The following is a 4,683-nucleotide window of genomic DNA, read 5'->3' as shown; positions in this document are numbered from 1 at the left end:
CTACTGATGCGGTAACCGACACTACACCAGCCTTAAGGATAGTGGCTGTGGTTCCGGATATAGAAAGAACCGTAGCATCTCCACTGGCAAATGTCACCGGGTTTCCCGAGGTGCTGGTGGCGCTTAACTCAAAGGGGTCATTATCAATGCGGTACGTGTTAGCGCTATTGAAGGCAATGCTTTGCCCGCCAACGACAATATCTACTTCTTTTGTAGCAGGGTCGGCGGCATGGAAGTATACATTGCCGCCCTGCGTAGCGGTGATTGTAATGGTGCCAAACTTCTTAGTAACTAGGTTTCCATCTACAAATTCAGCCACTGTTTTGTCAGACGAGGTGAGAGTAACAGGAAGCCCGGATGTCGCTTCGATGTCTAAGGCGATCGGAGTGTTCTTATACAGTATTTTTGAAGGTACTTGTAGCTTGATAGTCTGTTCAAAATCTGTACCCACCCCTTCCAGATTGACGGTGCCGGGGGAACTGGAACCAACCAGGGCTGGGAGTTCGATATAAGCCTGCCTTACATCACCTGTCTTTGGCTTAAACCTGATGTCGACATCGAAGCTCTCGCCAGGTCTGAGAGTGGAGGGTAAACTGCCGTTAACGATAATGAAGTCATCTGCCGCATCTCCCATCACAGCCAACGTACTTCCTTGAGGAAATGACCAGTCCACAAAGCCCCCGTTTTCTATCGTGACGGTCTCAATGCCAGACTGGTTTCCTTCAGAAAGGGTGCCAAAGTTGATGGTTTCTCCAGATTCAAGCGGGTCGGAATCGTAAATAACTGTGGCGACAGGTTTGAAAAGGCTGAGTTTCCATAGTGAGATGACATAGTCGGAATAGTCATATGAGTTGAAAACAAGATCATCTCCGAAAGCAGTAAAATTTTTGACATCAGCATAGGGGGTCAGAAATGCTTCGTCGTAAAGGTTTATTACTTCTTCATCGATATCAGACCCATTTGTCATGTAGAAAAAAGAAAACCCATAGTTGTAGTAGATATAATTACCTTTTGCAAAAAAGCCGTATGCTTGCGCACCGCCAGTTTTAAGTGTAGTCTGCAATCCCTCATTATCTATAAAGTAGTAATCGTAGTAGCCTGTAGAATTGTTATAATCTACGTAGAGAAGGCCTCTGTCAGATTGAATGGCAGGTATCGAATAATACGAATAGCCTAAATCCAGAATTTCCTCAGTGCCGTCTGCTGTGCCATCAGTTTTCCATAAAGCATAGTATCGATAGTCGTAGTCTTCGAGAAAATATACTTCATTACCTACATGAAAAAACGATACGGCATTAACTGTTTCAATAACCCTGGTGTTTTGAGGAGTCCCATCTGTCACCCACAACTGAGTGGAGCCATTTGTCTCCGCCGTAAAGTAGAGCCTGTCGCCGGCGACGAAGAAGTTTTCCGGGTATGAGCCGTCACTTCCCGGCTCCAGATCAAAAAACAATGTGGTGCCCTCCTCGGTCAGGTCAGTTATCCATAGCTCTCTTCCCGATGTATTATCGTTTGCGGCGAAAAAGTACTTATTTTTAAAGAAGGTAATAGGCAAGTCTTTGGAACTGTTCGTTTCAACTGAGCTGCCGTACCCGGGGGCAATATTGGCTACTTGATAGGTGCCATCGGAAGTTCCGTCTTCGGACACCCAAAGCTCATAACCTTCACCATATCCGGCAAAGAATAATTTGCCATTAACCTTCGTCAGGCCATAGGTATAAAGGTATATATCGTCCTTTACCTGGCTAATGGTTCCATCACCTGCCAATTTGGTGAGCCCTTGCTGAAAGGATCCATCATTATTTAATTGGGAGCCATAAAAGTATATATCGTTGTTAAGATCTGCTATTCCTCCTTGAGTCTCAAAAGTTACCTCTTCTCCCTCCAGCGGGCTTGTTAGTTGCGCCTCCCCAGGGCTTAATTGATAGAGATTAGGAACCCCATTGCCGTAATAGGAAGTTTGAGCATACAGCTTATCCTCCGTCGCTATCATCTTGAACATGGAAATGCTTTGCGGAGCTGTGTTGGTATCTTCCAATAGACTGGTGCCCGAGCTAGTTCCGTCGCTCACCCAAACTTCCTGACCCGTTTCAGGATTTCTGGCTCGAAAAAAAATCTTACCTAGCACGTTGCTTTCAAAGAGCCTGTTTGTGTTATACAATGAAGAAAAGGGGCCAGGATATATATCTTTTAAAAGTCCCGTTCCGCTTTCAGTTCCATCGGTCACCCAAAGTTCGTTTCCCGTATCCGGAGAATATATAGCAAAGACTAACTTATCGCCGGCAAAGCCATTCAAAGATCCCTGGTAGTATTCATTGTTTGCAAAAGTCACTATCATTTCAGCACTACCGCTTGAAACGTCAAGTTTCCAAATCCTATAAGGGTGGACAGAGTCCATAAAATATGCTTCAGACCCATTTGAAGCAAAAAATAAAATTGTATAGGGGTGACTTGCAACTGTTTCGGACTGGTTTTGTGCCTCTCTGTATTTCTCAAAGTTGATTAAGCCATTTAAATAGGTAGAATAATATACTTCCCCGTTGACGTCAAATACGTAAGACCTGTTAGAAGACTCACTCTCTGCGATCATATTAGTCCCCTCTGCCGTTCCATCTGACTTAAATATTTGGTAAAGGTTATTCGAGCCCCTACTTGTGTAATAGAAAAAATTCTCGGTAGAAGCACCAGTCATGTAGTTGGTGTAAATACCTTCACTGGAGATTTTCTCCGTTCCGTCAACTGTCCCATCAGTTGCCCAGACACTATTGTTATTGACTGAAATAAAAACCTTGTCGTTGAATTTAAAATACTTAACATAATTAAAATACCCTCCAGGAAGAATCTTTAGAGTCCCCTCCTCGGTGCCGTCTGTCACCCAAATGTCATAACCACTGCCGTCATATGCCTGAAAGTAAACTTTGTCCCCAATACTAAATACGTCATATATATATGCATAGCCCGATGGGTTAATGTCTTTTATAAAAGTGACAGACCCATCCGCTGGATCTACCAACGCAGGCTCTCCCGCATAGGAATAAAAGTAGAACCTGTCAATAAACAATTTATCGCCAAGGGGCGCTATATAGTTAATGGTGTTTGAATATCCGTCGCCACTTACAGGGGTAATTTCAGTTCTGTTCAGGCTCTGGTCGATTTCGATGATTTTAGAGTCTTGAGGGTAATAAGCCTTGCCGTTTAAGTCAGCCAGATCATACAGGTAGCCGCCATCACCCGTGCCTGAATTTGGTGTTTCGATCCTCGTCAGCTCAGGCTGAGAAAATCCTTCGAGTGAGACTACAAACAGTAGTGAAGCAGTCAACAAAATAGCTTTAATGCCCCCTCGAAGGCTTGTTGATGTAAAAGAACGTGTCATTTTAAGCTTGTTTTACGTGTTCATGATGAATTTCATAAAGGTGATCCACCAGTAGTTCACTTCAGGTTAGTAGATAGCTACGTTTTTAAATCTCTGAGACACATATCCTTCCCTAAAAATGCGCTCAGAAGCCTATTCCACTCTATAACATTTTGCTAAAAAATGCCTTAAAACTGAAATGAGGTCAGCAAAATAGAATTTAGTTTATAATGAGCAAAGTTTTACTTCTAAAATATGTAAGCTCAATGCAATGAACTACCAGCTCTTTTTTAGGGCTAGGCCTTTAAAAAGGCTGCCGTAAGATATTTGTTGCACAGAATACCCTGTAATTATGCGCTATGCTGTATTTCCCTGAAATATTAATTATTTGAGTTTGCGCAAATGCCTTGTCACTTCCAGAGCTTTTGAAGGGCAAAGGGAGGATGTTCTCTTATTTTTTGCAAACGAATTCTAGTAACAAAGGGCCAGTTTCCCAGCCCTTTTTTACTCAATAATGTGTTGTGTGGTTTTAGTTTTTAATTACCCGGAAGACTTCAGAGTAGTTTTCACCGCTAATGTTGAGCAGGTACACGCCGGGGCCAATATCTTCGACGATGATCTTCGTTTTGGCCTGGTTTAGATGCAAGTCGCCATATTTCACCACATGGCCACTTATTTGCGTAAGGCGATAGCTGGCTTTGGTAATATTGTCAGGTAGTTTAACTTCGATATAGCTCTGTGCCGGATTGGGGTACACCTCTACTTTATCAGCTAGATTGTCTCCAAGGCCCGTTGGCAATACTACCAGCGTATGGCTTACGTCTTCTGCGGCCAGGTAATTGGCGTTCCCAGTTTGCTTGGCGGTAACCTCTACCTCTCCGGCAGCCAGCACCTCAAGGGTGGTTCCAGTGACTTTGGCAATATCAGGATTACTTGATACAAAGATTACTGCCAGGCCAGAGGTGGCTTCAGCCACAAGTTCGACAGCACCATCGCCAGACTCTACATCAGGCACATCAAAAGTGATTGTTTGAGCGGCTTTGTTGATCGTTAACACGTGCTCGACACTAGCCGCCGAGCTATAGCTGTCATTTCCGGGCTGGCTTGCTTTCAGTGTTACGGTTCCGGCACCCAGTATGGTCACAGTCGATCCTTCGATCATAGCAACGCCAGGCTTGGAGCTGGTTAAAGTCACCGGCAAACCTGAGCTTGCCGTGGCTGCCAGGTCAAACGCTTCGGCTCCAAACGTTTTGCCCTCTGGCGCTTCAAAGGTTATGGTTTGAACACCTTTAGATATGGTAAGCAGCCTGGTCACTGAGGTGGCAGCATCG

The 4,683-nt window shown here is 44.3% G+C and carries 2 protein-coding genes; both read right to left on the bottom strand.

Annotation, left to right across the window (positions count from 1 at the left end):
• A partial coding sequence (locus tag RIG68_RS05990; RefSeq protein WP_350119850.1) for a hypothetical protein occupies positions 1–3,373 on the bottom strand: 3,373 nt, incomplete at its 3' end.
• Positions 3,374–3,881: 508 nt separating this feature from the next.
• The coding region (locus RIG68_RS05985) for a T9SS type A sorting domain-containing protein (protein WP_350119847.1) at positions 3,882–4,683 on the bottom strand (802 nt) is incomplete at its 5' end.

It is taken from the genome of Imperialibacter sp. (genome assembly GCF_040222385.1).
Classification (GTDB): domain Bacteria; phylum Bacteroidota; class Bacteroidia; order Cytophagales; family Cyclobacteriaceae; genus Imperialibacter.
Note: the sequence above shows the minus strand (reverse complement) of the source record. Positions and strands in the feature narration are given on the sequence as shown.